We start from the raw sequence: 26,507 nt of genomic DNA on the forward strand, positions 1-26,507 counted from the left end.
CTTTTCATGGTGAGTGGAACTATATTATCAAACCCAAAATTTCTCCCTAATTGTTCAAGTTATTTTTACTTGATGCCAATATTCAAAAAGTACTGCAAATTGCATTATCACCCCAATACAATCCAGTTGTGCGCTACTTGGTAGAACGCCATGCCCCTGTTCATGAAGCTTTGGTAGTGGAACCTAAGACATGGCAGTTGATTTGTCCTCGTGCTGACCACTGGCACGTCATGGCAGGGCCAATTGTCAGCAATGGTCAGTTAGTGGGCGTGGTAGGTTGTACCCGTGAGCAAGGAATGCCTGCATTCGACTCACAAAATCTTACAGATTTAAGTGCGCTTTGTCTGCACATTTCTACTTGGGTAGCAATGAGGCGATTGCAACAACCACTACTATTACAGACAGAGCGTTTAACGCCTCGTGAAGTGCAAATTGCTTCCTTGGTGGCTCAAGGACAAACCAATGCAGAAATTAGTGCTGAACTTTGGATTACTGAAAACTCTGTCAAGCAAGCCTTAAAAAGAATGTTTCGGAAGCTTGAGGTTTCATCTCGTGCTCACATGGTTGCAAAGCTTTCCATAGTTTCAAAATAAATGCCCTGTGCTAAACATTTCTACCAAAATTAAAGTAGGGGCACGGCATGCCGTGCCCCTAGACCTTATGATGTAATGTTGTACCGCATCTGAATGGGAACCCGCTATACATCCTTTAACCAGACCACAAAGAAGGTGAAGATTACTTATCCGAACCGTAGTGGCGTGACTCTCTGGCTTAGGCATCTACACTATGCTGAACTATGCTGAAATTGTCTCCATCTGCTGAGAACTTTTCTGCAACATCGGGGCAATGATATCAGCGGGGACAGGACGACTGAAGTAGAAACCCTGACCTTCATCACATCCACGTATTTGTAGGTAGTCAAGCTGTTCTTGGGTTTCTATACCCTCTGCCGTGATGTTCAACCGCAAGCTCTTTGCTAGGGCAATAATCGCATCGGTGACGGCGGCGCTATCAGGATTAGACGTAACATCTTGCACAAATGAGCGATCAATTTTGAGCATGTTCACAGGAAAGCGCTTCAAGTAGTTCAGGGACGAATAACCTGTGCCGAAGTCGTCTAGAGCCAACCATATACCCAGTTCTCGTAATTGTTTTAAGGTTTTAACCGATCGCTCAATGTCACCCATCAAGAAGCTTTCTGTTACTTCCAGTTCCAGCTCAGATGCTTGGAGTCCAGTCTCCTCAAGAATTTGGTTGACGATCTCAACCAGATACGGTTGTTCAAACTGTCGAGATGACAAATTCACAGATATCCGAATTGGAGTAAATCCAGCAAGCTGCCAAGCCCGGTTTTGAGCGCAAGCAGTTCGCAAAACCCATTCGCCAATTGGTACGATCGCACCATTGGCTTCTGCAATCGGAATAAACTTTGCTGGAGAAACCAAACCTAATGTAGGATGCTGCCAGCGAACCAACGCTTCCATAGCTGTAACTTGTCTGCTGTGTAAATCAATCAGGGGTTGATAATAAACCAGCATTTCGTTGCGCTCAAGCGCCCCATGTAATTCTTTTTCTAAGGTCAGTCGCTCCTGCAACTGAGCATTAATTTCTGGCGAATAGAATTGGTATTGGCTACGCCCTTGCTGCTTTGCTTGGTAAAGTGCTATGTGAGCTTGTTGCAAAAGTTGATCTACGCTATTGCTATCATTTAGATCATTAAGGGTGATGCCGATGCTGGCGGTGATATGAATTAAGTCACCCTCAATCGAAAAGGGTTTACTCAGGTTACTCAACAGCACTTGAGATAGCTTAATCACACTTTCAAAAGAAACAATCTCTATGCGGACAAGGGCAAATTCATCTCCACTCAAATGGGCAAGAATATCTGTTTGTGTTATGCAGGTTGATAACCTCTGGGCAACTGCTCTTAACAACAAATTTGTTATCTTATGCTCCAACCCATGACTCATCCCAGTGAAATCATCAATACTTAGCAAAAAGACAGCTACAAGGCGTTGGTTGTTTTCAGGTTTGGATAGAATTTGATTGACGCGATCGCGGAATAAATCACGATTAGGCAATCCAGTCACGTCGTCATAATTAGTGATGTAGTGAATTAACCCATCTAACTTGTGAAGAGTTTGTGAGGTATCCGCCATTAATGTACCTGCTTCATCAGCAAATTCTGTCGGCAATTCAGGTAGGGTTTTGGTGTTTAGATAATTTTGCAATGCAGCAGATGTCAAAATGACCGGTTTGAGGAGATGGTTTAGTGCATAGAGGGTGGCGGCCGTACCTGCTAACGTCGCCAACAGAGCAATAATCATAACTCGCGCCGCCATCTCCCAAGAATAGGAGTTCGAGATGACGAAACTCAAGAGTAAAGTCAAAAGTGGTACATGAGTACCTAAAAAAGCCACCAACATGATTTTAGCGGTGTAACTTTTCTTGAGCCATCCGAAATGAGCTAGGAATGAATAAAGGTAGAGCTTGTGATTGAACTTCATAAATTCTGTTCGATAGTTGGCAAATTAGTTCTGAGCTATCCTCGAAAAAACGTATTTTCGGTTCAAAATCTAGTGGAATTAGCTCTCATGGAACCCAACCCTAATCAGGTTATATATTATGTTTCCCAATATAGGTTTCTACTTGATATGCATAACGATAAAGTTTCCGTGAAACCTAATTTAAAAATCCAAAAAAATATTGTATTGATTATTACACTGACAGTAGTATTCGTTTTTCTTAATTTGATATATAGTAATTACCAGCCTACTAAGGTACAGTCACAGCATTAGGTAAGGCAATTTAAGATAGAGGTAATTGATAAAAATAAAGATTTTAATATGTATGAATATCCAACATTTATAGCAACTATTAAAAGATTTATTCAGGGTGAATTACTAAATGAATGCTCACGCATCTGCTATCAAAAATACGAAAAATTTATTCTGAGTGGAACTAACTCTCTAGAGCTTTTAGTCGATATTGCTTTAGAGAATTGGCTAAAAAGGCTTTAAGCAAAACTACGCTGATGCCAATGATAACTTTTCCAAATCATTGATATTATTACAATTTATTACAAATTTTGTCATATATTAATATTTGCAGCCCTCCTTGCAGATATCTATATTTGTTTAGCGGCGAATTCTATTCACCGGAATAATTAAACCCATGAGTCAAATAGTCTGGATCGCAAGACACGCTAACCGCCTAGATTTCGTAAACCCCGATTGGTTTCTCACTGCCGAACGACGCTACGATCCACCCTTGTCTGATGATGGTATGGTGCAGGCACAACAGTTAGCTAAACGATTGAAAAAAGAAAATATTGCCCATATTTTCGCCTCCCCTTTCCTGCGAACCGTACAGACGGCAAACGCAGTTGCAGAAGTGCTCAACTTGCCGATCAAATTGGAGACAGGCTTGAGTGAATGGCTAAATCCAGTTTGGATGACAGAAGAACCCGAAAGACTCTCAACTCCAGCATTAGCACAATTATTCCCCAAAATTGACACCAGCTATACTTCGCGCATCGCGGCCAAATATCCTGAAACTCACGAAAAAGTGCGAGAGCGTTCTGGGCAAACTGCTAGATGTTTAGCTGCCGAGTTCTTTCCAGAGGATATCCTGTTAGTAGCACATGGTGCATCTGTGTTGGGGGGAGCAATGGGGCTAGTGGGGGAAATTGCCAAAACAGAAGTCAAAGCTTCTTTATGTTCTTTAGTAAAAGTCGTGCGTGAAGATCCAGAATGGTTGTTAGAACTAAAGGGAGATACTTCCCATTTAACCCACATAGAAGAAGTGATTCGATTTGCCTAAATCTCTGATCAGGATTTTCAATCATGAATTTCGCTACGTTGGGTATATCCTACAAATAAAGTAATTAATTCACGAATAATTTGTATGACTTTATTACTAGCAGGAGACATCGGCGGTACGAAAACTATTCTGCGATTGGTTGAAACATCAGATTCACCAGGAATACATACTATTTTTCAGGAAAGTTACCACAGTGCCGATTTTCCTGATTTAGTACCGATAGTGCAGCAGTTTTTGGTCAAAGCTAATACACCAACACCACAAAAAGCTTGTTTTGCGATCGCAGGGCCCGTTGTCAAAAATACTGCCAAGCTAACCAATTTGGTCTGGTTCCTGGATACCGAACGTCTACAACAAGAATTGGGTATCCCACAAATTTCTTTGATTAACGACTTCGCCGCGATTGGCTATGGCATTTTAGGTTTACAAAAACAAGACTTGCTGATGTTGCAAGTTGGCAAATCTCAACCCGAAGCCCCCATTGGAATTATTGGTGCTGGTACTGGCTTAGGACAAGGATTTTTAATTAAACAGGGAAACTACTATCAAGTCTTTCCCTCAGAAGGTGGACACGCTGACTTTGCCCCTCGGAACGAGATAGAGTTTCAACTGTTGAAATACCTGCTAGGTAAACATGATATCCAGCGCGTTTCTGTGGAACGCGTGGTTTCTGGCATGGGAATTGTGGCAATTTATCAATTTTTGCGCGATCGCAAATTTGCCAGCGAATCACCAGATATTGCCCAAATCGTCAGAACTTGGGAACAAGAAGCCGGACAGGAAGAGAAAAGTGTTGATCCCGGTGCTGCCATTGGTACAGCCGCACTACAAAAACGCGATCGCCTCTGTGAACAAACTTTGCAATTATTCATAGACGCTTATGGTGCAGAAGCCGGGAATCTCGCCCTGAAACTCCTACCTTATGGTGGCTTATACATCGCTGGTGGGATTGCGCCCAAAATCTTACCCTTAATCCAAAACAGCGATTTCTTATTGAATTTCACCCAAAAAGGCAGGATGCGCTCCCTACTCGAAGAAATACCTGTGTATATTATCCTCAACCCGCAAGTGGGGCTAATAGGTGCTGCTTTATGTGCTGCTAGGTTATAACAGCTAGCATCATCAGTGAGATTAGCATCTCAAAAGGTAAAACTTATGACAATTAAAAGTCTGTTGCCATTAATTGCCGCCACCTTTGTCTGTGGTGGATCTGTTCTCGTGGAAGCGCGTCAACCCAAACCTCCGGTGGCTGTTGTCAAACCAACCGTTTCCCAACCCGTGCAGCCACAATGGAAGTTATACACTCCTCCAGATGGACGATTCACTATTTTGATGCCGGGAAGCCCCAACAGAAATACCCAATTCCAAAAAACTTATATGGGGGAAATTAACTTAGAAATATTTGTCGCTCAACCACCAAAACAGCAAGTAGCTTATGTAGTTACTTACAATGATTTTCCTTATAGTTACGGTGAAATGGCTGATCCGCAGGCTGTACTTAATAATGCACGAGATATGGCTTTAAAGACTACGAAAAGTAATTTAATTAGTCAACGAAATATTCGTAGTTCCAATAATCATCCTGGCAAAGAAATTGAGTACATCAATTCTGGAGGGAAAATCACTAAGAGTAGAATGTATGTTGCTGAAGGAAGATTGTATCAAGTAATGGCAATAACCACAAAAAAACAGCAGAAGACATTAGCTAAAACCATTACTGGGTATTTAAATTCTTTCCATGTAGTTTTGAAAAAGTGAAATAACTAAAACCTCTACCATATTAGTCTTGGAATCAATTGCGTGGCTCATAAGTAGGTAGTCGTCTATAAAGTTTAAACTGATGGGTAAACAAGTTTGTAGTAAGGACTTTAGTCCTTATTTTCTAAGCACTAAAATGCTTACTACAAACCCACAAAACTAGCTTAACAAAGTAGTGTATAATCTATCACAGGTTATATAATGTAGGGAAACCATATAAAAAATTGAATTGTGGCTAACAATATTTTTCCATTGACTCCAAATTTTTAACTACTAAATTCTGCTGTATTTTAATTATTTAATTTTTTTAGCTCATAATATACAACTTATACGCTTCTCAAGCGCTTACTCAAACATGATTTCTAACACTAGGATGTCATACTAACAACTATTCATTACTAAATTAAATAAAATCAAGTGAAAGAAATGGCTCATACTACTGATACTGACGTTACTTCTGGTTCTTTTAGTACCCTAGTTGATGCAATCAAGGCTGCCAATCTGATAGATACTCTCAAAGGTGTTGACTCGTTTATCTCCTCTGCATCCACAGATCAAGCTTTTTCAAAGCTTCCAACAGGTACTGTAGAGACATTGCTTAACAATATTAATAAACTCCAGGAACTCCTGACATATCACATCGTTTCCGGCAAGGTGATGCCCATAAAGGCGATTGAAGACTCAAGTTTTAAAATTAACCCTTTCAATAGTTTCAATGCAGATTATGAATCACAGCCTCACAACCCGATGCTGTTGATGATAACCGTGTCATCCACATCATTGTTAATTCCTCAGTCAACAAACGTATAGATGATAATAGCGTGTGTAGTCTAAAAACTATTTATAGTTACTACCTCACGGCTGTCTAGATATGTTTTCAGGAACTCAAGCAAGTTAAATGTTATACCTCTCTCTAAACCTCTCTCCTAAGAGGAGAGAGGTTCGTTTTATATTTTTTGAGGTTGTTTCATTTAGTAAATACTTTAGACAGCGACATCATTTATCTTCAAATTTGCCTGATCAATAAAAACAACATCAGCTAAATTAATTTGGCAATTTATGTTTTAAAAACGAAATATTGTTTGAATTCAGCATTGGCAAATCTTATAATGTATAAGATAAATATATAACGTTTGAGTTTGTCGCAAAAATTTAAAAACTTGAGAGTAACCCTGGGATTTTGTATAACTTTAAGCAGGTAGAATGCTAATATCATATAAAAGCCTATAGTATTGCAGATATTAATAAAAGTTAAAGTTCATGATTTTAGGAGCAGGGTTTTTGTCCTATGGTCAAGCGATCGCTCCAAGCATCACTCACTGGGATTCAACAGGCTAAAAGAGCATTTGCTCTCAAGGGATGGACACAAGACAATCTAGCAGTAGAAGTCAACCTCAAGACGAGACAACCAATTTGGCGGTTTTTCAGTGGTCGTCCGGTTGAGCGTCATACCTTTATTGAAATTTGTTTGGTGCTGGAACTGAATTGGCGGGAGATTGCTAATAATCCTCCGGCAGAATTCTTGGAACTAGAAGAATACAGCAAGCCCTCTGTCCTGGATATTGATGCATTAGTGCAACAAGTGCGATCGCAACGCTTCGACAAAATTCAAGACCAGTGTGGTATTTTGCAGTTATTGGATATTAGCCGTCCCGTTGCGATCAATGACATATATATTGATGTGAATATTTTGGAGGAAATTGTTAGTCAACAGTGGTTAGAGATCGCTGACATCCAAAACCTCAATCGAGAAGAATTTGACCACTTTGGCTTAGGTGAAGTATCCCTGAAACAAATACCCGGTATGCGGGCAGTAGAAACCTACCCCAAGCTTAGGGTGCTAGGAAAACCAGGAGTTGGTAAAACCACCTTTTTGCAACATCTTGCCATTCAATGTAACCAAGGTGCATTTGCAGCCAGTCAGGTTCCTATTTTCATTGCACTGAGAAATTTTGCGGAAGAATCTAAAGTTAGCAACGAATTCAGCCTATTAAATTACATCCGCCAAGAGTTTCTTATATCTGGAATCTCAGATCCGTCAATAATCGAAACCTTGCTTAGTGCAGGTAGAGTGTTACTGTTGCTTGATGGCATGGATGAAGTTCTTAATCAACAAAGCAATGCTGTCTTAAGCGAAATTCGTAGATTTTCAGATAAGTATCACAAAAATCAGTTGGTGGCGACCTGTCGAACAGCAGCTCAAAAGCTCAGATTCCGAGGCTTTACTGATGTTGAGATTGCCCCATTTACCTCACAACAAATCATCGCTTTCGCTCAAAAATGGTTTGTGGCCTTTACCAAGACAAATATTCAAGATGGTCAGGCACAATCAGTTCAGTTTATTCAGAAGTTGGACTTAGATGAAAACTGGCAATTTCGCCAACTCGTCGTTACACCCCTGTTTCTGCATCTTGCCTGCTGGGTGTTTCACGGTCAAGAAAAATTTCCGACTAAGCGGACTGACTTTTATAAGCAAGGTTTAGACCTTCTATTGGGCAAATGGGATGAAGCCAGAGGCATTGAACGAGATGATATTTACCGAGGGTTTTTGTTACCACAAAAGCTCAAGTTATTGAGTCAGATTGCAGCAGTGACATTTGAGCAAGGTCAGTACTTTTTTGAGCAACGCATCGTTGAGCAATACATTGGTGAGTATATTCAGAATCTGACTAACGTGCCAATGGATGCAGAAGAACTGCAAATAGAAAGTGAAGCGGCGCTAAAAGCAATCGAGGCTCAACATGGGTTACTGGCAGAACGGGCGCGGGGAATTTTTTCCTTCTCCTATCTGGCATTTCAAGAATACTTCACGGCAAGGAAAATCGTTGCCAGCCATAACCTACAGGCATTGGAGCAAGCGTTAGGAGGGCTAGTGGGTCACATCACTGACCCGCACTGGCGCGAAATCTTCTTGTTAACAGCTACCATGCTCAGGAGTGCAGATGGGCTGGTACAGTTGATGAAGCAACAGATTGATGCACTGGTTGCCCAAGACCCTTATTTACAAGAGTTTTTGACCTGGGCCAGCCAAAAATCTCGCACTATTCCAAGCCAATCAAAAGATGCGACAGTTCGAGCATTTTACTTAGCATTGAGTCGGACTCCTAACATAGCTTCTCACTTTGCCTTAGCCAGCAGCCTCGACCAAGGCATGTTTCTGGATGCGGCATTAAATAACCTGCTGCTAGAGTGTGCAATTGAAGGGAGCCAAGACTTTGCCCACATCCACGCCTGCGGAGATGCTCTCTCGAACATTCTGGGTATTGTTCTGGATGTTGGACTTTATAAATCTCTGCAACAACTCTCTGACCAATTACCAAATTCTCGTCAAAGTCAAGAACGGTTTGGGCTATGGTGGCAAACGAACTATTCAGCCTGGGCTGAACAGTTAAAGATGACGGTGATTAATTACCGCAACATTAACCACCAGTGGCAGTTTAGCCTTGAGCAACAGCAAGTGCTGCAACGCTACTATGATGCTAATCAGTTACTACTCGATTGCCTGCATAGCAATTGTGAAGTGACAGCTGCTATTAGGCAGGAAATTGAAGCCACTTTATTGTTGCCTCAAAAGGAACTTGAGGACAGGGAATGGCAATAATTCTTTTGGTTAATTACGCAAATAGGTTGGTTGCCAAATTAGTTTTTATTACGTTTTATATCGTAGTTAATCAACTAATTTAGTAAATCAAACAACACTTTGCCATATTACAGAAAGAAAGTTGTTCATTTGATTTCTAGCAAAAATCCATCTTTCGGTACTTTTCTTTGTGACTACTCTTCTCCTGAGCCAGAAGCTGCGCATAGCTTATACCATTTCACTTTAATAATGATACAAATACGCTGGTAAGGGCATGGCAATGCCATGCCCTTACGACAAATCTATATGTATCAGGATTTTTGTGAATTGGTATTACTTAGAGTGGTACGGAAACGTTTCCAATGAATGTAACTTTTGAGCGAACAAACTAGAGACGCGTTAGCGATAGCGTCTCGTAGAGAAGCCCAGTGCAATTTCGCATCTCTACTTACGGATTTTTCAGATCACTTTGCACTTAAAGTCCTAATGGCAGGTCTTGTTATGAATTTAATCAATGGCTTTTGCTTGACAGTTGGGATACTCAAAGGTGTAGAAGTACTCATTGTAGATAACGATCGCGACAGTAGAGATTTGTACGCATTTTTACTCAAAGACTTGAGCGCACATGTGATTACTGCTAGTTCCGTAAAAGAAGCTTTAGAAATTTTGAGTTGGTTCACGCCCAATATTCTTGTCTGTGAAATTAGGTTTTTAGGTGAAAGTATTTATACGTTGCTAAATGCATTGAGTGCTATGGAAGCAGACAATGGAAATCATATCCCAATCATTGTGACTTCAACATCTACCACAGGTACTCATGACCAAATTCCAAATGTAGAGTTTGAGGAATATTTACTCAAACCATTCGACCTTGACAAATTTGTTTCCATAATTAGGAATCAAGTACAGGAAGATGTAGCAGAAAATTCTTGCCCCGACGTATTAGTTTTACACTAGTAGACTGTGCCGGAAGTTTGCTTACCTCCTGTGATTACTAAGCACTTCTCAAAGCCACAATTGGATCGAGTTTAGCAGCGCGACGTGCGGGAACAACACCAAAGAATAAACCAATACCACCAGAAACACCAACCGCCATAGTAATCGCTACAGGAGAAAGACTTGCTTCTAAGGGAGTCAAAGCTCCCACTAATAGAATGCCACTGATACCAACCGCAGTGCCAACTAAACCGCCAGCTGCGGAAACTATTACTGCCTCAATGATGAACTGTAGCAAAATATCTTGCTCAGTTGCGCCGATCGCTTTTCTCAATCCGATTTCTTGGGTGCGTTCGGTGACGGAGACAAGCATAATATTCATGATGCCTATGCCGCCGACAAACAACGATATCCCGGCGATCGCTGCTAGCATAATTGTCAATGCACCTGTAATTTGACCAACAGTTTGCAAAGCATCCTTTTGAGAGCGGATGGTGAAGTCATCTTCACCATTAATTTTGTGCCGTAGACGCAACAAATTAGCAATTTGAAACTCTGCTGCATCCACACTCTCTGAATCACGAGCGGCAGCAACAAGATAATCTAAAGCGATACCATAGGGAGAATTCTTTCCCACAAGTCGGTTTGCTGAAGTCGTGATTGGTATTAAAGCAGCATCATCATAATCTGCTCCCACGCTGGAACCTTTAGCTATTAACGTCCCAATCACTTGAAAGCTGGTATTTCCAACTCGCAATTGCTGACCTATAGCGTTACTATTACCAAATAGTTTTTCTGCTAAGTCTCCACCTAGCACAACGACTTGGTTACTTCGCTTGATGTCTACCTCAGAGAAAAACCTGCCTTTAGCAGTTTCAAAATCCCGCACCGACAGGAAGCTGGGAGTTGTGCCAATGATATTAACATCGGTGTTTCTATTGCGGTATGTAACTACCTGTCTTCTATTTAATTCTGGCGCAACTCCTACTACTGTTGGTACCTGAGATGCGATCGCTTCGGCATCTTGTAACACCAAAGTTTTTGGTACTTCAAAGGAGATACGCTGAGTTTCTTGATTACCTGGCAGTATAAACAGCACATTTGGCCCTAATGACTCCAGCTGTTTATTGACGAACTTTTGCCCACCTTCGCCAATGCCAATCATGGCAATCACTGATGCGTTGCCAATAACTATACCCAGCATGGTAAGGGCGCTACGCAGTTTATTTGACAGCAGGGTTTTCCCCGCCATTTGAATGCTTTCTAAAAAATTCATATCTTAAATAATTACGAATTACGAATTACGAATTATTTTGTTCTTTCGCCTTATCGATTTTGTAGTCTTTGGGTGGATTAACAAAAACGCGATCGCCTTCTTTAACTCCCTCTAAAATCTGAGTTTGATCTTGGATTTGCGCCCCAATTGTAACTTCGCGGAATTGGGGTTTATTGTTTGCATCTGGTACAAGTACACCAGTTTGACCCTTTTCGGTGACGATTGACACCGTTGGTAGCACCAAGGCATCATTGACGCGATCGCCTAAAAAAGTCAGATCCACATTTAAGCCAGAACGCAGTTTATCTGTGCCAGTATCAAGAGCAACCCGCACCTGGAAGGATGTCACACCTTGTTCCACTACTGCTTCTGGAGCAATCAGGCGCACATGGCCTTTAAAGATTTGATCGGGATAAGCATCAGCAATAATTTCCACCTGCTGTCCCGGTTTAATTCTGCCAAGATCGGCTTCGGGAACTTGAGCTAATACTTCTAAACCGCGTGCTACGGCGACAATTGAACTAGAAGTTGCCGACGCACTAGTAGAAGCAGAAGTTGTAGGGGTCACAAAAGCGCCCACATTAGCATACTTTTGCGTCACAATTCCTGAAAGAGGAGCGCGAATAATAGTCTCATCTAACTGCACTTGTACACCCTTCAACTGAGCTTCAGCAGCAGCAACAGCTGCTTGACGCTGAACAATTTCTTCAGAACGGGTGCCATCTTCCAACAGTACCAATGCTGCCCGTGCTTCATTCACAGCCGCTTGGCGTTGGGCAATTTCCTCAGTTCGAGTGCCACTTTGGACTAATGACAATCGTTTTTTAGCTTCTTCTAAACTGGCTCTAGCGCTTTTGTCTTCGCTGATAGCTTGATCAAGTAATTGTTTTTTTTCTGCTCCCTCTTTGTATAGGTATTGGTAACGCTTTACCTGTTCACTGGTGTAATTCACCTTTGCTTGAGCCGCATCCACTTGGGATTGAGCTTGAGCAATCTCTTGGGGACGATTACCAGCCTGAGCTTGGGCTAGCTGGGCTTGAGCTTGTGCTAACCGCGCCCTAGCTTGAGCAATTTCTTGAGGACGACTACCAGCAAGGGCTTGGGCTAGTTGTGCTTGACTTTGGGCTAAGTTAGCACGGTACTGGCTCCTTTGGGCCTCAATGCTTGCGCTATCCATCCGGGCGAGAATTTGCCCTTGTTGAATGCGATCGCCTTGTTCCACATATAATTGCGACAGCACTCCAGGGTTCTTCGGGCTAATATTTACGCTCTGAACTGGCACGACTTTGCCACTAGCTGTAATCCGCAAGGTGACGTTTTTCGCTGCTACTGGCACAGTTAATTGAGCAATGTCTTCTTTTGTCCCTTGATTTACCAGAGTGTAGGTTGTGGCTGTACCAACAACTAAGACACCCCCTGCTATCAGCCCCATCAGCCAGCGTAATGGATACTTAACTTTGCCAATAACAGGAATTTCTATGTGCGTAGCCATATCTAGAAGCCTATAAATCTTGCTTTATGGAAGTAGCCTGTAGTTAGATGATGCCCATCGAATTGCCCATAGCAAAGGCACCCCAAATAGCAAAAGTTACGCTTTTACTCCCCTCCCTACAAGCGGGAAGTGGTTGGGGTTGCTCTTAACTATGGTTAATTGAGCGGACATAAATATTAAAGGGCAGGTGCAGGAATGGGGAGTTGTTAAAATTTTTGGATTAAATCTTTATTCATAAACTAACAACTAGATGCATAATTAGCTTCATCGTTGCTTAATCTTTCTTCATAATAGGTATTACACATCTGTATGCCTTCACCTGAATGGGTGACTTTAGCCACATTGTTAGGTAAAACTTTAGGCTATAAGTGAGGTTGCGCTTTATTTCCCCCAGGCTGAAATCTGGTGCTATCCATAGCTTGCTTCTAATTGGCAAATTTTTAGCGATCGCCACGTTGCACCAAAGAAGCCACAATCCTTAGGATATTCGGTTTGCAGTATTGAAGCATTTTGGATAGACGCAAAATCCAAAGGCAGAGACTCCGGGCTTGTCGTCAAATCGATCATCATAACTAGTTACTTCATCGAAAAAATAAATAAAGTCGAATTCAATATAGCGGTTCCCACTCATATATGGTATAACATTATACTATTTGGATGTAGGGGAACGGCAGTGCCCATTGGTGTCAACTTAAGCTAAAAGTCATTTAAAACCTCGTTTCCAGCAAGAGGCTGGAAATGCAACTCAAAAGCGGCTCTGCCGCCAGCAAGGGAGGCAGAGCCGAGCCTCAACGACGGGCATTCCCAGTCTGAGACTCTTGACGAGACAATCCTAAAAGTCGTTTCTAGACTGCTTTTTACGTTAAGTTGACACCAATCGGCAGTGCCGTGCCCCTACGGGTGTACCTCACGTAAACAAGAACCGCTATAAGCAAAATACTTAAATGTGAAAATTTAGACTAAATGCTTTCTCAAAATGCTTGATGTATCCTATCTTTCTTGACATATCCAAGCAGCATTAGGAGAGCGATCGCTCCCATTAGGTAGATAAAAACTAGTATATTCTGAGTGACGATAGTTACTATAGTGACAACTGGTAAGCTACTGTCTTCCCAGTCCAAGATTACCTATCTCTTTATGGCAAACACTATTACAATTACTGATTCCCTGGTTTCTAATCCTTTACCGAAACCAGCAATCATTCGACTAGAAAACATTTTCAAGATTTATGGTAGTGGCGAAACAGAAGTACGAGCGCTGAATGATGTCAATTTAATTGTAGAACAGGGCGAATATTGTGCAATTATGGGGCCCTCAGGTTCTGGTAAATCCACAGCCATGAATATTATCGGTTGTCTAGACCGTCCCACAAGCGGACATTATTACTTAGATAACCTTGATGTTGCCCAAATCGACGATCGCTCATTGGCACACATCCGTAATAAAAAGCTGGGGTTTGTGTTCCAACAATTCCACTTATTGCCCCAACTAACAGCCCTAGAAAATGTGATGTTGCCGATGGTGTATGCTAGTGTGAACCCAAAAGAAAGAAGCGATCGCGCAACAGTTGCATTAACACGAGTAGGTTTAGCAAATCGCCTCAACAACAAACCAACTCAACTATCTGGTGGACAACAACAACGAGTAGCAATCGCTCGTGCGATCGTTAATCGTCCCGTGGTACTCTTAGCCGATGAACCCACAGGTGCACTTGATTCGCGCACAACCCAAGAAGTCTTAGATATTTTTGGCGAACTCAATGCTAGTGGAATTACAGTTGTCATGGTAACCCATGAACCAGAAGTTGCTCGTCAAACGCAGCGCATCGTTTGGTTCCGCGATGGTCAAGTAGTACACTCCAATCTGACACCATCTGACTTGAGTCAGTTGGCTGTCTCGTAAGTTATAAAAGTCCGCCTACCTTGCGAGTTATGCCAAGCAGTATGCGGACTTTGTTTGTGTAACCGCGACTTCTAGTCGCCAGGGCTGATTACAAACTTGACGTTTTTCCAGTCTCTGCTTGCGTTGCGATCGGCTTAACATCGGTGTAACCTACTTCACCAGCTATTGTCCGAAACACCGAAATTTGCTCATCAAAATCTAGTCCTTCAATCTGAGAAACCAAATCATTAATTGCCTTAGTTGGCTCGTAGCTAGCTGGTAAGTCAACCACCGTATCCCCCATAGCTACCGCCCAAGCATACCAAACTAAAAGCTGGTTGTTTTCTTTTATTGCCCCATAAGCACGGGAATATTCTGTATCTTTGCGGTTAACTATATCCCGCATGATATCTAGTTGTTGCTCATCTGATAACTCAAAATAGTCTTTTAGCAGAAGTGGTGCTAACTCTGGTTCGGCAGCAGCGGGAGCAGCTGGGGTGATAGAATCACCCATTTTTTTATAAACTAAATAGAACCATGCTAATTTTGCATCAGTATCTAAATTGTTAAACGCATCTACCAATTTTTGAGTTTCATTGCTCTGGGCTTGAGAAATAGTTTTATCGTAACTTGCAGTCATAATTTTATTTCCAAAGAAATTTTAGAGGCCAAACTAAGGGTTACCAAAGTTTGAGCATCAGCTTCTACTATCGAGAGAAAGAGTTATATTAATTGCAAATCGCAGCTTTAATCTACCTTTTAATAGAGGTAAAGTCTCTCCCAAGGGAGCATAAAAAGAATTAATTACTTTGCTATGCTTTTTCAAGTAAGCAATAAAAAATTTAACCTAAGGATTTAATTATGCCTGATGAAGTAAAGCCCAATGTTAATGAAGCTCCTACCCATGATGCTCAATTAGCTGCCGAAAGCATAGCTAGTGGTGAAGAAAAAGCACCAAACGTCGATTTTGATGCTGATTATGCAACTGCACAACAATTCAGCGTTAGTGAAGTTGATCGTACAGGTGAAGGCGCAGCAGCAGCCGAAGCAGCTACTGCACCTAAATATAAAACCTCTAAACCACAAGAGACAAAAACTGAAGCGCAGTCAACTGGTAATCCTAATGACTATTTAGAGTTAGCCAAAGAAGTTGGAAATTCTAAGACTGAGAGTGTAACTAATGTCAGCGATGATCTAGTACAAAAGGCTTTGGAAAAAGGTGAACGGAAAAATTAACTTTTCCTGATGTCTTGCTATTTTGTATGATGGGCAATGTCACAAATATTAAATTGAAGTTTTTGACCTTGATAGACATTGCCCACTTGGATGTTTTGGACATTTGTCATAGTTAAGATTTTCACTATCGACTTTTGAATATTTATTAATTAATAACCATTCATCACTTTTAGTAGTTCGCTAGGTCGCTGAATTAAATAATCTGGATTTTGCTTTGCTAGTACTTCTGGTGAGTTAAAGCCCCAAGTTACTGCAATCACTTGGATATTTGCTTTCTTTGATGCTTCTATATCTCTAGTTTCATCTCCGACATAAATAACTTCTTGAGGTTGGAGTTGATTTTGCCTTAATACATTATTAATTATGGTTGTTTTACCAAAAATCGTAATTCCTGAGTAGATAAAATCAAATAGGTGATTTAAATCATTGATTGTCAGGAATTGCGTCACATTTTCTTTAGAATTAGAAGTGATAATTCCCAGTTTATATCCTTCATTTTGGAGTTCCATTAATGCTTCTTTAATTCCCGGAATTGGCTTTAATTCTGGGATTTTGTTTTTTAATTCTCCTTTAACTTTTTTAACTAAAAAAGGTATTTTAAATAGAGAAACTCCTGAGTACTTAATAATTTCCCGAGATGTTAAGTTTTTAAGAAGGGCTAATTGCTCTGGGCTTATTTGTCTATAACCAAAGTCTACAGCTAGACGATTGGCAATACTTACAAGGGCATCTACTGTATCAGCAATAGTGCCATCAAAATCAAAAATAATTACTTTCGGGGTCATTATTTAGCCTGGATGCGTCAAGATTAGCTAGGGCGTTGCGTCGTAACATTTCTGGCTTAATCCGCCGCAAGGCAGATGCTGGAAATCGTTTATTCCACTCCTGATCTGAGATTTGGGCTAATTCTAGCAGTTGGGGAGCAATATTCCCAGGATAAGGCTGAAACTCTTCAATATCAGTTGTTTGGGCAAAACGTTGATTCCAAGGACAAACATCTTGACAAATATCACAACCAGCAACCCAGCCTTGCAAATTGGATGCTACTGTCTCGGGCAATTTCTCTTCCCGATTTTCAATGGTGTGATAAGCAATGCAGCGATTAGCATCCACAACAAAAGGCTGAGTAATTGCACCTGTAGGACAAGCCTGAAGACAACGAGTGCAGCTACCGCAGTGTTCTGTGTGCGGGCGATCGCTCTCTAATTCCAAATTGGTTAACACTTCTCCCAAAAATACCCAAGAGCCATATTCGCGTGTAATTACATTACCATTCTTGGCAATCCAGCCAATTCCGGCAAGTTGAGCCAATACTTTATCTTGCACCGGACCAGTGTCTGCATAATAACGAGCTAATACACCTTCATCAAGCGATTCTAACCATGTGGCTAGCTGCTTGAGTTTTTTATGCATCACCTTGTGATAATCCCTTCCCCAACCATAACGAGAAATTTTAGCGTATTCCTCACCTTCGGGACGTTGATGTGGTGTGTAGTAATTTAGCGCCACACACACAAGCGATCGCGCTTCTGGCATCACTAAGTGAATATCCTGACGTTTTGGGTTAGCCATCCATTCCATATCGGCGTGATAACCCAGTTCAATCCATGCTTGTAACCTCTGCGCTTCTGTGGCATCTAACTTATCTACAGCAGCAATTCCAACTTTGTGAAAGCCCAACTCGCTGGCTTTTTCTTTTACTACACTGCTGCTTGTTACGGAATACTGATTCATTTTTTTATCTGGATTTTGCCTCAAGAAAGGCATTTTTATTGTACATTACGTAGTCAATACTTTATTAATGTTTGTTGCCTATCTTACATATAAACTTTATTTATATTCTGGCAACTAATTCTTGAAAAGATTCTAAGTAATTAGTAGGAGCATTGCCCATTGGTGTCAACTTAAGCTAAAACTCCTTTCAAATCTCGTTTCTAGCCTCTGGCTAAAATGTACCTCATTTCTGCCGCAAGTAAAAAGTTAATCAAAACTTCCATCGTCAGGAAGATTTGTACAGATATAGCAATCTATCTCAACAGCGGCTTTCTTTTTACCTATTTTTGTATTGAAATTAATATTCAGCTAGGATAATACAGGTAATTTTATGAACTCTGCTGAATTTATATCCCCAGCGCAGTTGAAAGAAGAATTCCAGATTGAGGGAATTACAGAAACAAGTGTACTACGTTATTTTGAAACCTTAAATGCAGGACAATTCGAGGCAACGGCTGCCTTATTTGCTGCCGATGGTGTGATGCGTCCACCATTTGAATCTGATATTGTGGGGACAGACGCGATCGCAGCCTACTTAAAACAAGAAGGACAAAACATTAAAGCTTATCCTAACACCGGAATAACCGAGACTTTAGAAAACGCTACGATCCAAGTCCAGGTAACAGGCAAAGCACAAACTTCGTGGTGTAGTGTGAATGTCTTGTGGCTATTTATCCTCAACCAACAACGGCAAATTTTTTACACTAGAATCAAACTTTTAGCTTCTCCCCAAGAGTTACTTTCTTTACGTCGTGAAAACTAGTAAATAAGTATAAAGGCTTAGGTAATGTTTGATCATACCTAACACAAAATATAGACATCGAAAATTCGTATAAATCACATGATTTGAAAAATAGCAACTTTTGTCTATTGGACTAATTCAGGTAACGTAGCTTCTAACTTGAGACAGTTAGCACCATTAACCTGCAATTGGTAGTCTACTTTATCCATGAGACGATTCATAATTAGCCAACCATAACCACCTTCTTGTTTTTCCATCGGGTTTGGAGCGTAGTAGGTAGACATATCAAAGCCTTCGCCGTAGTCCCAAACCTCTAGGGCAAGATCCCGATCTTTCACTTCCAAACGCAGTAAAATTGGTAAATTTGGTTTGTCCTTGTGGGCATGACGGACTGCATTTGAGTAGGCTTCTACTAAAGCCAGTCTCAAACGGCTTGATTGCCGTGACCAGTCCACAGATTCTCCCAGCTGGATTTTCAAACATCCCAGCAACCAGTTTTCGACAATATTCAGAAAATTCAAGTCACTTGGTACATGAAGCTCACTTTTCATTACTTACAAAATCTCCAGTGAAAGTATAGTTTGATCATCTTCTTGAACGTGGTTATCTGCCTGGATGCGAGCTAGTAAATGGTTAAGAGAAAGCGGTTGTTGCTCTTGTTGCAAGAGTTGCCAAAGACCATCTTGATTCAGCATAGAACGGTTAACTGGGTCAACGCCAGACCCGGTTTTTACTAAATCACAATCACTTGATACCATTGCTTCTGTAATTCCATCGCTGGCCAGTAACAATGTGTCTCCAGCAGCAAGAACCAAACGACCTGACTGTGCCTGCCACTTAGGCAAGATTCCCAAAGGAACGCTGCGAACTTTGAGGTAATTGGGATTGTCGGCTAAATCACCTTGGCGTGACCATAACAGTGGATAGATATGACCGGCATTAGTGTAGACGAGTTCCTTAGTGGTAGGGGTATAGCAGGCTAAGACAAGGGTGATGAAATAATTGTTGCTAATCAAGTCTTCACTGAGAGCGTGGTTGAGGTTCTGCATGACCACATTTGGCTCGGCTGGTGCTTCTTGAGATAATTCTCGGCGCAAAACTGAAATAATACTAGCCATAAATAAAGCAGCTGGGACACCCTTGCCAGAGACATCACCCACTGCCAACCACAAGTCGCCTTTGGGATGGACAAACACTTCAAAAAAATCGCCTCCTACTTCCCGCGCAGGATAGCAACAGGCTTGCACCTTCACACCTTTGATGTCAGGTAAACTTTGGCGTAACAAGTTGTATTGAATTTGGCGAGCCACCTCCAACTCGGTGTGAATCTGCTGTTGCTTTTCTTGGAGGCGCTGGTAGAGTTTTGCTTGAGAGAGGGCTAAGGCTGCTTGTTCGGCAACACCTGCAATTAGTTGAATGTCTTCGTCTTGCCAGGGGCGATCGCGTCCCCATTGGTGGAGGGCCAGCACAGCCAACAGATGTTGCTGATAGCTAAGTGGCACAACCAGGTGATGACATGGGTTGCCGTCATATATTTCTTGAGCAAGTTGATAATGACGGGTTTCGAGGACTTTTTCAATTAAAATACTGGGGTCGAAGAAGCAATCTAATACACGGGATTGAGGATCGCGGTATAAGAATTCGTCTGGGGTGAGGCGATCGCCCTCTACTGGTCTGAGCAAGCAACTGGTAGCTTCAAATGTTTGTCCAAGAGTTGCTACAATTTTTTGCAGCATACTGTCGTAGTCTAAAGATTCCCGAATTGCTGTTGTTACCGCATTAAACAAAGATTCTCGCCGTAGGGCCCGACGCAACTCTTGCGTGCGCTTCTTAACTAGGCGATATGTATCAGTGGCTTGCTCAACTAACGCTCTAAGCCGTTCAGGGTTCCAGGGTTTGGTAATGTACTTGAATACCTGACCGGAGTTAATTGCATCCACCAAATCTTCGACATCGGTAAAACCAGTTAACAAAATCCGAATCGTGTCTGGAAAGCGTTCTACGGTGCGACTAAAAAATTCGGTGCCATTCATTTCTGGCATTCTTTGGTCAGAAATAATCACCGCCATTTCCCCAAATTGATCCAAGATTTCCAGAGCGCCAAAGGCATGATTGGCTTTATATACTTGAAAATCTCGCCTAAAAGTACGGTAGAGTAAATCTAAGTTATCTGGCTCATCATCTACCACCATGAGCTTGAGTTTGTCCACCCCGATTTCAGCCATATTTGACTTTACTTTTTACATATTTAAATGGCGAGATAATATAATATTTATCCCACCTGACAATCAACAAAAAATTAATAAGTAATCATTTTCAACAGTTATCAGTTATCAGTGTTTCAAACCTTGATAACTGTTCACTGTTCACTTAATTCCACCTTATCCCACCAACCCAGAACGCAAGGCGCGGACTGCTGCTTGGGTACGGTCATCGGCACATAGCTTATTCAAAATATTACGAACGTGAGTTTTAACAGTCCCAACAGTTATGTAAAGCCTTTCTGCAATTACTGCATTACTACAACCTTCGACAATCAACTGTAACACTTCTAACTCCCTTTCTGTCAGGGTGTAAGGTTGAATTCCTTCCAGATTATCGACATAATCAGGGTTAGAGGCAATAGTCTTAGTATCTACAAAAGCTGATTCCAACTTTTGGGGATTTTGTTGTGCTTGTTGTAATACAATCCGAGCGATCGCCGGATCGATCCAGGCGTTGCCATTGTAAGTGACTCGCACTGCTTCCAGCAAATTATCGAATTTGATATCCTTCATACAGTAAGAGTCTGCACCAGCGGCAAAAGCTGCCAACACAGCTTCTTTGTTATCCCGCAGCGTCAAAATTAACACCTTTGTTAGTAGCTGCTGTCCATTAGCAGTAGATTTTACCTCCCGTGTCAGTTCAATGCCATCTTTATCTGGTAAACCGATATCTACAATAGCAATATCTGGTTGTACCATTTTTAACATTTTTAACCCCTCAGTAGCATTGGCAGCTTCACCTACAACTTCAATTTCATCCTTTTGTAGTAGTGCTGTCCGAATACCCACACGAGTTAGGTCATGATCTTCAATCAGAGCGATACGAATTTTACTCATAGCCAACTTCAGCCCGTTACACTACCTTAACCAGAAAGTCGAGTTTCGTGACATACTCCCACACTAACTGCAAGCAGTATAGTGGGTGCTTCTGTTCCCGGAACCAGAGTTGCGAGTTGAGCGTTTTATACTGAGTGAATATTACAACTTTAACAATAGAATTTGGACTGGTTTAGGCCAAGTACAAGGGCACTGGGAATCCCTCCTGCCTAAGTTCTAATATAAAAAAATTTGATAAACTTAACATTCAAGGAAATCTGGTGTGAGAGGCTAATCCAGAATAGGCTATGTCTAAAGGCAATCAAGCATTTTCAGTGTTGGGAATACCAGTTCATGTGATGGCTAACTATCCAGGCTGGTTGTTAGAATGCCTCCACGCAGGCAGAGGAACTCATGTAGTAACGCTCAATGCAGAAATGACTATGCAGGCAGAGCGGAATCAAACCTTAGCTCAGGTCATTAAAAATGCTGAACTAGTGATTCCAGATGGAGCCGGAGTTGTTTTGTATTTGCGGTGGCTGTTATGGCAAAAAGTGCAGCGTTTTCCAGGAATTGAACTAGCAGAAAAACTTTTGCAAGAACTTGGGCAACAGAAGACAGGGGCAAAGGTATTTTTCTATGGAGGAGCGCCTGGAGTGGCTTCAACTGCGGCAGATTTTTGGCGGCAGCAAATTCCAGATTTGAGTATAGTAGGCACTCACTCAGGCTACCATTCTCCAGAAGAAGAAGCACAATTGCAACAAACTTTGGCTCAATTGCAGCCACAAGTGATTTTTGTCGGTTTGGGCGTGCCACGTCAAGAGTTATGGATTGCCGAAAATCGCCATTTGTGTGCTCAAGCAATTTGGATTGGCGTTGGTGGTAGTTTTGATATTTGGTCGGGAACTAAAACTCGTGCTCCAGCCTGGTTAGGAAATAATAATTTGGAATGGTTATATCGGCTTTATCAAGAACCTTGGCGTTGGCGACGGATGTTGGCTTTACCAGCGTTTGCTGTGAAAGCGTTTGTTTATCGTTTGACAGCAAGGGGTGCAATTAGTTAAAAGTGCTGCTAGCGTTAGCGGGGCATTGAGTCAGTGTTATTACTGAGTTAGTATTAAAGTCTTCAAAAAATTTAAATTGTCTTTGTTGAATTTTCAATTCCCAGGCGAAACCTGGGAATTCTTATTTTGGGGAGAATGTCAAATTTAAACCCGTAAGCGATTTGGTTGTGGGGATGAGGAAAATTTAACAATGCCAGTATTAACAACTCAAGTTAAGACAGACAAATCTTTTCATAAAAAGGACGGTGAAACTCAACAGCACGGTAGCAATACTACTGCAAAGGTACAATTGCAATCTGTAACCAAGACCTATACTAACGGCACTCACGCCTTATTGAATGCGAATCTTGAGGTAAAAAAGGGAGAATTTCTGTTTATCACAGGGCCAAGTGGTTCTGGTAAATCAACGCTATTGAAACTGTTGTATGGCCAGGAGTTACCCACACAGGGAGAAGTAATTGTTGATGAATGTGATGTAGCGGGTTTACGGGGCGATCGCTTGTCATTATTGCGGCGACGGATTGGTATTGTGTTTCAAGATTACAAATTAATTACCCAAAGGACAGTAGCTGAAAATGTGACTTTTGTGCTGCAAGCTCAAGGTTATACCCGTAAAGAAATTCAACGACGTTTAGAACCAACTTTAAAGTTGGTGGGTTTACTGAGTAAAGCTGACTGCTTTCCAGATCAACTGTCTGGTGGAGAGCAACAGCGGGTGAGTATTGCCCGTGCGATCGTTGGTACACCACCACTGCTGTTGGCAGATGAGCCTACTGGGAATCTCGATCCAGATAATTCCTGGCAAGTGATCCAGATTCTCCAAAAGTTAAATTCCTTTGGGGCTACAGTAATTGTTACTACCCACGATGAACAATTGGTGCGGCGATGCAATCATCCGGTAGTGCAAGTTCGCAATGGACGACTATCTCGAAAATAGTCATTAGTCATTGGTCATTTGCAAAGGACAGAGAACAAAGGACTAAAAAACGTGGTGTTTGACTTTTGCAGTTACGGGTATAAAAGTTGCTGCTGTTTTGAGCGGTAGAACTTGTAGGCGATGGTCTCCGACCGACCGGAGGTCATCGCAGGCTTGTAAACTCTTAAAAGCTGCCTCTCGGATCACAACTTCCTCCTCTCGACTCAGTAGGAGCTGCAAGCATTCGACAATATCTTGTTGCACTGAAGAATCAACTCTCTTCCGGCTGATAAATTTAGTTAGTTGACGTAGGGCAATCAACCGTTTCAGTGGATCTTCTTCTGTTAAATTTACCAACAACTGATCGAGGTTATCTTCTTCTCGATTTTCATAGAAGTTGACAATTTGCCATACCAATAAAATTAAAGTTAACAGGGTTCCAACGCCTTGCACAATAGCACCAGCGGCAATCCAGGAACTGTGAAAGTCAACCCAAATTGCCGCTGCCATGTAAGTACTGACAGTAGCAATACCACCACTGATGACTGCTAAGGCTAATCGACGATTTGAACTGTTTAAGAACCTACGTATCTTAGACCAATGCAATTGCCAGTCCCACACCTGCATTGAGTAAACCAATACCATGACCCCAACGCCGATTAAGAGAGCCAATAGCAGTTTCCAGTTCCACAACAACATGGCGACGACGATTGTTAGGAACCCAAGCAAACCCCCAGGCCCAGAGAAGCGCTTAAATGTTTGCTGCTTTGGGCTTTTTTCTATCTTGAATTTTGGAAGCGACCAGTTCCAGTTGGGGATCTGGTTGATCAATTGCTGCATACTTTCGCAGTGCCTTGGAGTGTAATTGATGATCAATATACTCTAAAAGAATACCCCGACTGAGCAAGTAAGCTTAATTTGGCCACTGAGTTATCAACGTTTTAGTTTAAAGACAAAAACGAAAGTTATCAAGAGTGAACTGACCATCAAAAGCACAGAAGGTAACGCTGTAGATGTTATTCACAGTTATAGATAATAAGGTATTAGGGGAAATTGCCGAGTCTGAATTGGCAAGATTAGCACTTGGTAGTACAGTTTGTCCAAGCAGTTGCCGATCGCGATCATAGGCGGAAAGCACTAGTCGTTGCGAACTAGTGACAAAGGCGCTAACTGAGTTAACCGGACGCAAGAAAGTAGCTTCTAAAAATCCGCTTTTAGGCGCTCCCATTAAGACTGTTAGCCCTGAATAGGCTGGAAATGCTGGATTTGATGGCTGTATTGCTAGAGAATTGTGAAAAATTACTCCCCAGCGTTCATACTGGTGCTCTACTGCTTCAAAACACTTCAAGTCTTCTAAGTCTAAACAAATACAGGTAGGTACAACGGCTGTGGCAGCATCAATACCTGACTCAACCTGCTCCCCCCAATCTGAAGCTTTAATTTTATTTTGTATATTAAACTTGTCAAGCGCAAATTTAGCCTCTTCAATCGTTGGTAGTTTATTTGATTGAAGAGTAGCCTGCTTTACCATGACATCCCGCCTTACCATTACCTAGAGAATAATCAGATTTAGTAATACATCAAAAGCTATTGTTTCTACATGTAAAGCTAGAATTAATAGCTTGTTAAAATGAGTGTTTTCACTCTTTTTGACGCTCAAAATTATTTATGAGTTTCTTGATAGACTACCATAAAAACTTATGTTTTATTCAGGCTGTAGTGATACTCGCTACCACTAAAAACCCTTGTATAACAGTAGTTACAACGTTAAGTTACTTTTTTTTGTGAAAAAAATCACCAAATCTTTACAAGTAATCCAATAATTTTATATCTACTTAATCTGACGATAGCGAGAAGTCCTAAAGTGATTGGTTCGCCGATAATAACAATAAGTGGGGAGTTTGAACTAAATAGCTAAGTATTCTGGGGTGACCAAAGAAGATGCGGTGAAGCGGATAAATTATCAAATACTCTCTCCGTGTCCCTCCATCTAAAAGTCTATTCTGTTACTTGTGCAAACTGATTACTACAGTTAACAAAAAATACTTATGTTTCAACCACTAGGATTTGAACAACGCTCCATAAATACCTCACTAGGTAGAATGGTATATTATACTGCCGCTGGGTCACCTTGGCAGGACAATGTAACTGCTAAAGATGATCGCAAAACTTTAGTATTCCTACACGGCTTTGGTGGTGGATCTTCTGCTTATGAGTGGTCGAAAGTTTATCCGGCTTTTGCCGCTGAATATCGGGTCATTGCACCAGATTTAATCGGTTGGGGTAGGTCTGAGCATCCGGCACGGAGTTATAAGATTGAGGATTATTTAACCACCATTCGGGAGTTTATTGAGCAAACTTGTATCGGCCCAGTAACAGCGATCGCTTCTTCTTTGACCGCAGCCTTTACAATTCGAGTAGCCTCAGATCATCCTGATTTATTCAAGTCTTTAATTCTCACTACGCCTGCTGGACTTTCCGACTTTGGCGAAGACTACTCCCGTAGTTTTTTTGCCCAGTTAATCAGCGTTCCCCTTGTTGACCGTTTACTTTACAGCACTGGGGTAGCCACTAGTGGGGGTATTCGTAGCTTCTTAGAGCAAAGGCAATTTGCTCAATCTAATCGAGTCTACCAAGAAATTGTAGATGCTTATTTACAATCAGCCCAACAGCCTAATGCTGAGTATGCAGCACTGTCCTTTGTCCGTGGTGATTTATGCTTTGATTTATCTCTTTACATTCAACAGTTGACCACTCCCACCGCCATTATTTGGGGACAAAGGTCGGAATTTACAGGACCCTCAATTGGTCGCCGCCTTGCCGAAATGAATCCCCAAGCAATCCGATTTTTTCAACAGTTGGAAGATGTGGGATTAACACCACAGTTGGAATTGCCAGCAGTGACGATTGGGTTAATTCGTCAATTTTTACCTTTACTTAATTAGTGGTTT

At 41.6% G+C, this 26,507-nt stretch carries 25 protein-coding genes; 13 read left to right on the top strand and 12 right to left on the bottom strand.

The window, feature by feature from the left end:
• Positions 1 to 50 precede the first annotated feature (50 nt).
• Positions 51 to 593, top strand: coding sequence for a helix-turn-helix transcriptional regulator (locus ACEYW6_RS13570; protein ID WP_412980094.1), 543 nt, complete (start codon positions 51 to 53; stop codon positions 591 to 593).
• A 201-nt stretch (positions 594 to 794) separates the two neighbouring features.
• Here ACEYW6_RS13570 and ACEYW6_RS13575 read toward each other — a convergent pair whose 3' ends face one another.
• Positions 795 to 2,507, bottom strand: a complete 1,713-nt coding sequence (locus ACEYW6_RS13575; protein ID WP_412980095.1) for a putative bifunctional diguanylate cyclase/phosphodiesterase — start codon at positions 2,505 to 2,507, stop codon at positions 795 to 797.
• 667 nt (positions 2,508 to 3,174) lie between these two features.
• Here ACEYW6_RS13575 and ACEYW6_RS13580 point away from each other — a divergent pair.
• The 6 genes from ACEYW6_RS13580 (at position 3,175) to ACEYW6_RS13605 (ending at position 10,117) form a co-directional block, all read left to right on the top strand.
• Entirely contained in the window at positions 3,175 to 3,822 is a 648-nt protein-coding gene (locus tag ACEYW6_RS13580) for a histidine phosphatase family protein (RefSeq protein ID WP_412980096.1), read from the top strand.
• Positions 3,823 to 3,906: 84 nt separating this feature from the next.
• On the top strand, positions 3,907 to 4,932 hold the full coding sequence (locus ACEYW6_RS13585) for a glucokinase (RefSeq protein WP_412980097.1): 1,026 nt from the start codon (positions 3,907 to 3,909) through the stop codon (positions 4,930 to 4,932).
• Positions 4,933 to 4,977: 45 nt separating this feature from the next.
• Positions 4,978 to 5,580 carry a hypothetical protein gene (locus tag ACEYW6_RS13590; RefSeq protein WP_412980098.1) on the top strand — a complete coding sequence of 201 codons (603 nt, stop codon included), beginning with the start codon at positions 4,978 to 4,980 and terminating at the stop codon, positions 5,578 to 5,580.
• Between the two features lie 426 nt (positions 5,581 to 6,006).
• Positions 6,007 to 6,390: a fasciclin domain-containing protein gene (locus tag ACEYW6_RS13595; RefSeq protein ID WP_412980099.1), complete on the top strand. Its 384-nt coding sequence runs from the start codon at positions 6,007 to 6,009 to the stop codon at positions 6,388 to 6,390.
• Between the two features lie 478 nt (positions 6,391 to 6,868).
• Complete coding sequence (locus tag ACEYW6_RS13600) at positions 6,869 to 9,181, top strand: NACHT domain-containing protein (protein ID WP_412980100.1); 2,313 nt, start codon at positions 6,869 to 6,871, stop codon at positions 9,179 to 9,181.
• 480 nt (positions 9,182 to 9,661) lie between these two features.
• Positions 9,662 to 10,117, top strand: a complete 456-nt coding sequence (locus ACEYW6_RS13605) for a two-component system response regulator (protein ID WP_412980101.1) — start codon at positions 9,662 to 9,664, stop codon at positions 10,115 to 10,117.
• A 37-nt stretch (positions 10,118 to 10,154) separates the two neighbouring features.
• Here the strand turns inward: ACEYW6_RS13605 and ACEYW6_RS13610 are convergent, their stop codons facing one another.
• From ACEYW6_RS13610 to ACEYW6_RS13620, 3 genes are all read right to left on the bottom strand, one after another.
• Positions 10,155 to 11,372 (bottom strand): ABC transporter permease, encoded by a 1,218-nt coding sequence (locus tag ACEYW6_RS13610; protein ID WP_190895911.1) that lies wholly within the window; start codon positions 11,370 to 11,372, stop codon positions 10,155 to 10,157.
• 25 nt (positions 11,373 to 11,397) lie between these two features.
• Positions 11,398 to 12,864 (bottom strand): efflux RND transporter periplasmic adaptor subunit, encoded by a 1,467-nt coding sequence (locus ACEYW6_RS13615; protein ID WP_412980102.1) that lies wholly within the window; start codon positions 12,862 to 12,864, stop codon positions 11,398 to 11,400.
• 408 nt (positions 12,865 to 13,272) lie between these two features.
• Positions 13,273 to 13,434 (bottom strand): hypothetical protein, encoded by a 162-nt coding sequence (locus ACEYW6_RS13620; RefSeq protein ID WP_412980103.1) that lies wholly within the window; start codon positions 13,432 to 13,434, stop codon positions 13,273 to 13,275.
• Positions 13,435 to 14,001: 567 nt separating this feature from the next.
• Between ACEYW6_RS13620 and ACEYW6_RS13625 the strand changes: the two genes are divergently transcribed.
• On the top strand, positions 14,002 to 14,766 hold the full coding sequence (locus ACEYW6_RS13625) for an ABC transporter ATP-binding protein (RefSeq protein WP_412980104.1): 765 nt from the start codon (positions 14,002 to 14,004) through the stop codon (positions 14,764 to 14,766).
• 88 nt (positions 14,767 to 14,854) lie between these two features.
• On the opposite strand, the gene ACEYW6_RS13630 is transcribed toward ACEYW6_RS13625, so the two are convergent.
• Positions 14,855 to 15,385: an orange carotenoid protein N-terminal domain-containing protein gene (locus ACEYW6_RS13630; protein ID WP_190901885.1), complete on the bottom strand. Its 531-nt coding sequence runs from the start codon at positions 15,383 to 15,385 to the stop codon at positions 14,855 to 14,857.
• A 221-nt stretch (positions 15,386 to 15,606) separates the two neighbouring features.
• On the opposite strand from ACEYW6_RS13630, the gene ACEYW6_RS13635 reads away from it, so the two are divergent.
• On the top strand, positions 15,607 to 15,981 hold the full coding sequence (locus ACEYW6_RS13635) for a hypothetical protein (protein ID WP_412980105.1): 375 nt from the start codon (positions 15,607 to 15,609) through the stop codon (positions 15,979 to 15,981).
• 149 nt (positions 15,982 to 16,130) lie between these two features.
• Here ACEYW6_RS13635 and ACEYW6_RS13640 read toward each other — a convergent pair whose 3' ends face one another.
• Together ACEYW6_RS13640 and queG are read right to left on the bottom strand one after the other, a co-directional pair.
• A complete protein-coding gene (locus tag ACEYW6_RS13640; protein WP_412980106.1) occupies positions 16,131 to 16,766 on the bottom strand; it encodes an HAD-IA family hydrolase in 636 nt (211 codons plus the stop codon).
• Positions 16,741 to 17,715, bottom strand: coding sequence for a tRNA epoxyqueuosine(34) reductase QueG (gene queG / locus ACEYW6_RS13645; protein WP_412980107.1), 975 nt, complete (start codon positions 17,713 to 17,715; stop codon positions 16,741 to 16,743). Before queG ends, ACEYW6_RS13640 begins: the two co-directional genes overlap by 26 nt.
• Before the next feature lie 370 nt (positions 17,716 to 18,085).
• Here queG and ACEYW6_RS13650 point away from each other — a divergent pair, with 370 nt between their 5' ends.
• The gene (locus ACEYW6_RS13650; protein WP_412980108.1) at positions 18,086 to 18,517 is read left to right on the top strand and encodes a ketosteroid isomerase family protein; all 432 of its coding nucleotides are present in this window, start codon (positions 18,086 to 18,088) and stop codon (positions 18,515 to 18,517) included.
• Between the two features lie 104 nt (positions 18,518 to 18,621).
• Here the strand turns inward: ACEYW6_RS13650 and ACEYW6_RS13655 are convergent, their stop codons facing one another.
• The 3 genes from ACEYW6_RS13655 to ACEYW6_RS13665 form a co-directional block, all read right to left on the bottom strand.
• Positions 18,622 to 19,047: an ATP-binding protein gene (locus tag ACEYW6_RS13655; protein ID WP_190971475.1), complete on the bottom strand. Its 426-nt coding sequence runs from the start codon at positions 19,045 to 19,047 to the stop codon at positions 18,622 to 18,624.
• 3 nt (positions 19,048 to 19,050) lie between these two features.
• Positions 19,051 to 20,721, bottom strand: coding sequence for a SpoIIE family protein phosphatase (locus ACEYW6_RS13660; RefSeq protein ID WP_412980109.1), 1,671 nt, complete (start codon positions 20,719 to 20,721; stop codon positions 19,051 to 19,053).
• A 156-nt stretch (positions 20,722 to 20,877) separates the two neighbouring features.
• Complete coding sequence (locus ACEYW6_RS13665; RefSeq protein ID WP_190899199.1) at positions 20,878 to 21,597, bottom strand: response regulator transcription factor; 720 nt, start codon at positions 21,595 to 21,597, stop codon at positions 20,878 to 20,880.
• A gap of 287 nt (positions 21,598 to 21,884) precedes the next feature.
• Here ACEYW6_RS13665 and ACEYW6_RS13670 point away from each other — a divergent pair, with 287 nt between their 5' ends.
• The gene (locus tag ACEYW6_RS13670) at positions 21,885 to 22,640 is read left to right on the top strand and encodes a WecB/TagA/CpsF family glycosyltransferase (protein ID WP_412980110.1); all 756 of its coding nucleotides are present in this window, start codon (positions 21,885 to 21,887) and stop codon (positions 22,638 to 22,640) included.
• A 190-nt stretch (positions 22,641 to 22,830) separates the two neighbouring features.
• Positions 22,831 to 23,577, top strand: a complete 747-nt coding sequence (ftsE, locus tag ACEYW6_RS13675) for a cell division ATP-binding protein FtsE (RefSeq protein ID WP_412980111.1) — start codon at positions 22,831 to 22,833, stop codon at positions 23,575 to 23,577.
• Between the two features lie 42 nt (positions 23,578 to 23,619).
• Here ftsE and ACEYW6_RS13680 read toward each other — a convergent pair whose 3' ends face one another.
• Positions 23,620 to 24,396 carry an armadillo-type fold-containing protein gene (locus tag ACEYW6_RS13680; RefSeq protein ID WP_412980112.1) on the bottom strand — a complete coding sequence of 259 codons (777 nt, stop codon included), beginning with the start codon at positions 24,394 to 24,396 and terminating at the stop codon, positions 23,620 to 23,622.
• Positions 24,397 to 24,502: 106 nt separating this feature from the next.
• Positions 24,503 to 25,087, bottom strand: coding sequence for a hypothetical protein (locus tag ACEYW6_RS13685; RefSeq protein WP_412980113.1), 585 nt, complete (start codon positions 25,085 to 25,087; stop codon positions 24,503 to 24,505).
• A 517-nt stretch (positions 25,088 to 25,604) separates the two neighbouring features.
• On the opposite strand from ACEYW6_RS13685, the gene ACEYW6_RS13690 reads away from it, so the two are divergent.
• Positions 25,605 to 26,501 (top strand): alpha/beta fold hydrolase, encoded by an 897-nt coding sequence (locus ACEYW6_RS13690; protein ID WP_412980114.1) that lies wholly within the window; start codon positions 25,605 to 25,607, stop codon positions 26,499 to 26,501.
• The last annotated feature ends 6 nt before the right edge of the window (positions 26,502 to 26,507 follow it).

This window comes from Nostoc sp. UIC 10607, from assembly GCF_047228265.1.
Taxonomy (GTDB): Bacteria; Cyanobacteriota; Cyanobacteriia; order Cyanobacteriales; family Nostocaceae; genus Nostoc; species Nostoc foliaceum_A.

Excerpts from the sequence above, each read along its gene's own strand:
- ACEYW6_RS13575 (WP_412980095.1), bottom strand. The coding sequence starts at position 2,507 with ATGAAGTTCAATCACAAGCTCTACCTTTATTCATTCCTAGCTCATTTC.
- ACEYW6_RS13580 (WP_412980096.1), top strand. The coding sequence starts at position 3,175 with ATGAGTCAAATAGTCTGGATCGCAAGACACGCTAACCGCCTAGATTTC.
- ACEYW6_RS13585 (WP_412980097.1), top strand. The coding sequence starts at position 3,907 with ATGACTTTATTACTAGCAGGAGACATCGGCGGTACGAAAACTATTCTG.
- ACEYW6_RS13590 (WP_412980098.1), top strand. The coding sequence starts at position 4,978 with ATGACAATTAAAAGTCTGTTGCCATTAATTGCCGCCACCTTTGTCTGT.
- ACEYW6_RS13595 (WP_412980099.1), top strand. The coding sequence starts at position 6,007 with ATGGCTCATACTACTGATACTGACGTTACTTCTGGTTCTTTTAGTACC.
- ACEYW6_RS13600 (WP_412980100.1), top strand. The coding sequence starts at position 6,869 with ATGGTCAAGCGATCGCTCCAAGCATCACTCACTGGGATTCAACAGGCT.
- ACEYW6_RS13605 (WP_412980101.1), top strand. The coding sequence starts at position 9,662 with ATGAATTTAATCAATGGCTTTTGCTTGACAGTTGGGATACTCAAAGGT.
- ACEYW6_RS13610 (WP_190895911.1), bottom strand. The coding sequence starts at position 11,372 with ATGAATTTTTTAGAAAGCATTCAAATGGCGGGGAAAACCCTGCTGTCA.
- ACEYW6_RS13615 (WP_412980102.1), bottom strand. The coding sequence starts at position 12,864 with ATGGCTACGCACATAGAAATTCCTGTTATTGGCAAAGTTAAGTATCCA.
- ACEYW6_RS13620 (WP_412980103.1), bottom strand. The coding sequence starts at position 13,434 with ATGATGATCGATTTGACGACAAGCCCGGAGTCTCTGCCTTTGGATTTT.
- ACEYW6_RS13625 (WP_412980104.1), top strand. The coding sequence starts at position 14,002 with ATGGCAAACACTATTACAATTACTGATTCCCTGGTTTCTAATCCTTTA.
- ACEYW6_RS13630 (WP_190901885.1), bottom strand. The coding sequence starts at position 15,385 with ATGACTGCAAGTTACGATAAAACTATTTCTCAAGCCCAGAGCAATGAA.
- ACEYW6_RS13635 (WP_412980105.1), top strand. The coding sequence starts at position 15,607 with ATGCCTGATGAAGTAAAGCCCAATGTTAATGAAGCTCCTACCCATGAT.
- ACEYW6_RS13640 (WP_412980106.1), bottom strand. The coding sequence starts at position 16,766 with ATGACCCCGAAAGTAATTATTTTTGATTTTGATGGCACTATTGCTGAT.
- queG (WP_412980107.1), bottom strand. The coding sequence starts at position 17,715 with ATGAATCAGTATTCCGTAACAAGCAGCAGTGTAGTAAAAGAAAAAGCC.
- ACEYW6_RS13650 (WP_412980108.1), top strand. The coding sequence starts at position 18,086 with ATGAACTCTGCTGAATTTATATCCCCAGCGCAGTTGAAAGAAGAATTC.
- ACEYW6_RS13655 (WP_190971475.1), bottom strand. The coding sequence starts at position 19,047 with ATGAAAAGTGAGCTTCATGTACCAAGTGACTTGAATTTTCTGAATATT.
- ACEYW6_RS13660 (WP_412980109.1), bottom strand. The coding sequence starts at position 20,721 with ATGGCTGAAATCGGGGTGGACAAACTCAAGCTCATGGTGGTAGATGAT.
- ACEYW6_RS13665 (WP_190899199.1), bottom strand. The coding sequence starts at position 21,597 with ATGAGTAAAATTCGTATCGCTCTGATTGAAGATCATGACCTAACTCGT.
- ACEYW6_RS13670 (WP_412980110.1), top strand. The coding sequence starts at position 21,885 with ATGTCTAAAGGCAATCAAGCATTTTCAGTGTTGGGAATACCAGTTCAT.
- ftsE (WP_412980111.1), top strand. The coding sequence starts at position 22,831 with ATGCCAGTATTAACAACTCAAGTTAAGACAGACAAATCTTTTCATAAA.
- ACEYW6_RS13680 (WP_412980112.1), bottom strand. The coding sequence starts at position 24,396 with ATGCAGCAATTGATCAACCAGATCCCCAACTGGAACTGGTCGCTTCCA.
- ACEYW6_RS13685 (WP_412980113.1), bottom strand. The coding sequence starts at position 25,087 with ATGGTAAAGCAGGCTACTCTTCAATCAAATAAACTACCAACGATTGAA.
- ACEYW6_RS13690 (WP_412980114.1), top strand. The coding sequence starts at position 25,605 with ATGTTTCAACCACTAGGATTTGAACAACGCTCCATAAATACCTCACTA.